General features: G+C 72.6%; 3 protein-coding genes, 1 pseudogene and 1 riboswitch. Of the genes and pseudogenes, 3 read left to right on the top strand and 1 reads right to left on the bottom strand.

Annotation, left to right across the window (positions count from 1 at the left end):
* The first annotated feature begins 80 nt into the window (after window positions 1–80).
* Window positions 81–256, top strand: a riboswitch (cyclic di-AMP (ydaO/yuaA leader).
* 2 nt (window positions 257–258) lie between these two features.
* The gene (locus tag ACY45C_RS09670; RefSeq protein ID WP_462187288.1) at window positions 259–639 is read left to right on the top strand and encodes a transglycosylase family protein; all 381 of its coding nucleotides are present in this window, start codon (window positions 259–261) and stop codon (window positions 637–639) included.
* A 208-nt stretch (window positions 640–847) separates the two neighbouring features.
* Here the strand turns inward: ACY45C_RS09670 and rlmB are convergent, their stop codons facing one another.
* The gene (gene rlmB, locus ACY45C_RS09665) at window positions 848–1,939 is read right to left on the bottom strand and encodes a 23S rRNA (guanosine(2251)-2'-O)-methyltransferase RlmB (RefSeq protein ID WP_462187287.1); all 1,092 of its coding nucleotides are present in this window, start codon (window positions 1,937–1,939) and stop codon (window positions 848–850) included.
* A 616-nt stretch (window positions 1,940–2,555) separates the two neighbouring features.
* Between rlmB and ACY45C_RS09660 the strand changes: the two genes are divergently transcribed.
* Window positions 2,556–3,716: a PP2C family protein-serine/threonine phosphatase gene (locus tag ACY45C_RS09660; RefSeq protein ID WP_462187286.1), complete on the top strand. Its 1,161-nt coding sequence runs from the start codon at window positions 2,556–2,558 to the stop codon at window positions 3,714–3,716.
* Window positions 3,716–4,142: pseudogene (locus ACY45C_RS09655) on the top strand (hypothetical protein); the annotation flags it as partial. The gene ACY45C_RS09660 and the pseudogene ACY45C_RS09655, both read left to right, overlap by 1 nt.

Below are 4,142 nucleotides of genomic sequence, written 5' to 3'. Positions count from 1 at the left end.
TGTGCATCCTCACGTACTCTTGTTTTTCCTGGGTCGCTCTCAGCTATGTTCATTGCCGTGCCGTCACCTGATGGCATGCGTCGGGCGGCACGCCGAATCCTGCCCCCGCTCGACGAGAATCAAACCTTCGGCAGGAGCGGGGGAACCAATTCCGGGCGCCACGAAAAGGCGTTCTCGGGGTGAAGCCGCGATGCGCGGCCGGGCATTCCCAGCCCGAACCCGACAGCTCACCTCGCAGGCGTGGGGAAGGGCAACTCAATGTCCAACGCTCGTTCGCTCGCTCGTGGCCTCAACCGCATCAGGCTCGGTTCCCGGGCCTTGATCGCCGCCACCACTCTCACGGCCTCGATCGGCGGTGGCCTCGCGCTGTCCCAGCCGGCCAGCGCGTCGACGAATGCCGACCGCTTCCTCTCCAAGGTGATTCCGTGTGAGTCCGGGGGAAACCCGCGCGTGGTCAACTCCATCGGCGCCGGCGGGCTGTTCCAGTTCCTGCCCAGCACTTGGCGCGGGGTCGGCGGCAAGGGTCTGCCGCAGCACGCCAGCGTCGCCGAGCAGTGGCACCGCGCCCGCATCCTGTACGCCCAGCAGGGGACGAGCCCCTGGTACGCATCGAAGCCGTGCTGGGGTCACAAGATCTGAGCTGCCCGACTTCCCGCGCCAGCTTTCACTGTCCGCGCCCGGCCGGTACTGATCGGCGCGCGGCCAGCAGCCCCGTGTCCCCTCCGGGACACGGGGCTGCGCGCTACGTTTCCCGGTCACGGTTTCCCGGTCACGGCGACGCCGGCCAGGTCAACTTCCGCAGCCCCGCCCGGCGGCGGAGACCCGGCGGACCCACCGATCGGCCGGCTCAGCCGATCCGACGGCGGCGGGCGATCTCGGCCAGCGTGATCCCAGCGGCCACCCCCGCGTTGAGGGACTCCACCGCACCCGCCATGGGGATCCGGACCCTCACGTCGCAGCGATGCTCGACCAGCCTGGACAACCCGCGTCCCTCGGAGCCGATCACCAGGACGAGTGGGTCGGTCGCCATCGTGAGCTCGTCGATGCTCACCTCGCCGCCCACGGCCAGACCGACGACGAACTGGCCGCCCGCCGCGTAGGAGACGAGCGTGCGGGCCAGGTTGGTGGCGCGCGCCACCGGCAGCCGGGCGGCGGCCCCCGCCGAGGTCTTCCAGGCCGCGGCGGTCATGCCGGCGGCCCTACGCTCCGGAACGACGACGCCATGGGCACCGAAGGCGGCGGCCGAGCGCACCACAGCCCCGAGGTTGCGGGGATCGGTGACCCCGTCCAGCGCCAGCAGCAGACCGGGGGGGGACGAGCGCGCGCGGGCGAGGAGATCATCCGGATGGGCATACCGGAACGGCGGTACCACGAGGACGAGACCCTGATGCGGAGCGGTGCCACACATCCGGTCGAGATCCGTGCGGCCGACGTCGGCCACGGCGATCCCGGCCCGCCCGGCGAGTCGGCGGGCGTCGGCGAGCCGCTCGTCGAAGTCCAGCCCGCCGGCGATGAAAAGGGTCGACGACGGCACCCCGGCCCGCAGCGCCTCGACCACCGCGTTGCGCCCGACCACCAGCTCGTCGCCCTCGGTCCGCCGTGGGCGCCCGGTCCCCGCGGAACCCCCCGCGGCGCTCGGCCCGGTGGTGGCCGCAGCGGCGACGGCGCGGCCACCATCCCCGCGCCGGCCGGCGGCCGCTCGACCCCGCTCGGCTCCGGCCGATGCGGAACGGGCCGCAGCAGCCGCCGCCGCACGACGCTGGGCGGGATGGCCGGGGCGCAGCTGCGCGGGCGGCGTGGCCCCACGGCCCTCCAGCGCCTTGCGGCCGTGACCGCCGCTGCCCGTGGAGGCCCCCTTGCGGTGGGAACCGGACTTGGCGGCCCGACCGCCCTGACCGCCGCGGGCGATCCCACCGCCCCGGCGAGCGGCGCCGGCCATCAGGACCACCGACCAGTACACGCCCGGGGAATGACCATGTGACCATGGTATACAGCGGACGACACCGGCGTGTCGGGGCACGCTCAGCGAGAGCTCGGCAGGAGCTCGGCGGAGGAGCTCTGCCATGGGCATACCTCGACATGGCTGTTTCCGGGGACCCGGCGCCCTATCCTGAGGGCCGGCAGGCCCACGGCCCGACCTGACGTGGTCCGGCCGCCCCTCACCGGCGTCAGGAGGGTCAGGTGCGCATCACCACGCCGACCGGCGGGCCCGGGGTTCCCCGGAGTGCGGGGGCCCTGCCACCATCCACCCCCGGCCTTTACGCTCTTTTAGGGTCGCCCGCCGACGATGGCGGGCGCGTCGGATCAGGTCGCCGGCACGGCGATCTGCACCCTCGACGTGCCGCGGGGGAAGCTGGGAGAATACGTCTCCATGAATGCGTGATGACCAGCTCGACGAGTGTGACCACCTCGGTCGATCATCGGGCGCGCGCCGTCGGTGTCCCGAGACGGCCACGGCGAGCATCGACGATCCGGCCGTTAGCGACCCAACCGTCAAGGCCCGGACCGTCAGGGGCAGGAGGCACCCAGCACATGGCTCTGCGCACACCGCCCGCATGCGTTCCCCCGGCTGTTTCCGGCCGCGGCCGATTTCTCCCGGCGGCATGACGGTGGACCTCAACCCGCATGACGACGCCCCCACAGTCGCCTACCAGATCACCGGGGGGCCGTTCGAACTCGACGACGACCTGGGTCGCTGCCCGGTGTGTGCGGCGCCGGTGTATGCCGACGACCGGTACTGCGAGGTCTGTGGTCACGGGCTGGAGGGTCCGGACCCCGGCCACGGCGACGCCGACCACAGCGAGGTCGACCTCGGCCAGCTCGCCGGCGTGTGCGACCGCGGCGTCCGGCACACCACCAACGAGGACGCCATGGGCCTGGCCGTCGTGTACGGCACGCTGATCGCGGTGGTGTGTGACGGCGTGTCGACCACTCCGGGCTCCGGGCAGGCCTCGGCCGCCGCGGCGACCACCGCCATGGCCGTCCTCGCGGATGCGGTGCGTGCCCACGGCCCGGGGCGCCCCGTCCACCACGACACCCGCCCGTCGCGCGGCGTCAGCCGGGCCGAGGAGATGCTCGACATCCTCGAACCGTCGTATGCCGACTACAAGAAGCCACGAACATCGCCCCGCACGGTCGTCGGCGGGTTCTCCCCGGAGGACGCCGAGGCCGCGCTGCACGCCGCCGTCGACGCGGCCCAGGCGACCATCGCCCAACTCAGCGCGGCCGAGGGGCGGATGGCGCCGTCGTGCACGTTCGCCGCGGCCATCGTCACCCCGCCGACCCCGGACGGCCCGGGCATGGTCACGGTCGGCTGGGTCGGCGACAGCCGGGTCTACCTGCTCGGTCCGCGCTGGTGCGAGCGGCTGACCGCCGACGACACCTGGGCGGCTGAGGCCGCGCGCGCGGGGCTCATCCCAGCCAACGAGGCCGAGACACACCGGCGGGCGCACACCCTCACCCGCTGGCTGGGCGGCGACGTCGAGGACGTCGTGCCGCACACCGAGATGTTCCCAATCGAGGCGCCGGCCACGGTACTGGTCTGCAGCGACGGGCTGTGGAACTACGTGTCCCGGCCCGACGTGATGGCCGCGCTGGTCAACCAGCTCCCACCCCACTGCGAGGCCATCGACGTCGCCCGCCACCTCGTCGATTTCGCCATCGACTCCGGGGGACACGACAACATCACGGTGGTGGCCGCCCGGGTGGAGGACTGATGAGCGTCTTCACCGCGGAGGTCGCACCCGTGGTACGTGATCTGACGGGCGAGGCCACGCCCGCGGACGAACGCTGCTTCGGCTACCCTACCGGCGCGTGGGGAATCGAGTCGCGCGACTACCACCTGAGTGTCCAGGTGCCCGCCCGCGCGCTGGGAACCGAGACGTCGGCGGCGCGGGTCAGCCTCGTCGTCGACGGCCGGGTGGCGTCAAAGGCGCTGGTCCGAGCGGTTTGGACGGACGATGAGACCCAGTGGAGCCGGATCAGCGACCCAGTCACCCACTACACCGACCAGGTGGAACTCCCGGCCGCGGTGCTACGGGGCCTGGAGGCGCGTCGGGCCGGCGACGAGGCGACTGCGACACTGTTGCTCGGACGCGACGCTCAGCTGGCGCTCGCCTCCGGCAACGAAGACACCTACCGCC

It is taken from the genome of Frankia sp. CcWB2 (assembly GCF_977927585.1).
Note: the sequence above shows the minus strand (reverse complement) of the source record. Positions and strands in the feature narration are given on the sequence as shown.

Excerpts from the sequence above, each read along its gene's own strand:
- ACY45C_RS09670 (WP_462187288.1), top strand. The coding sequence starts at position 259 with ATGTCCAACGCTCGTTCGCTCGCTCGTGGCCTCAACCGCATCAGGCTC.
- rlmB (WP_462187287.1), bottom strand. The coding sequence starts at position 1,939 with ATGGCCGGCGCCGCTCGCCGGGGCGGTGGGATCGCCCGCGGCGGTCAG.
- ACY45C_RS09660 (WP_462187286.1), top strand. The coding sequence starts at position 2,556 with ATGCGTTCCCCCGGCTGTTTCCGGCCGCGGCCGATTTCTCCCGGCGGC.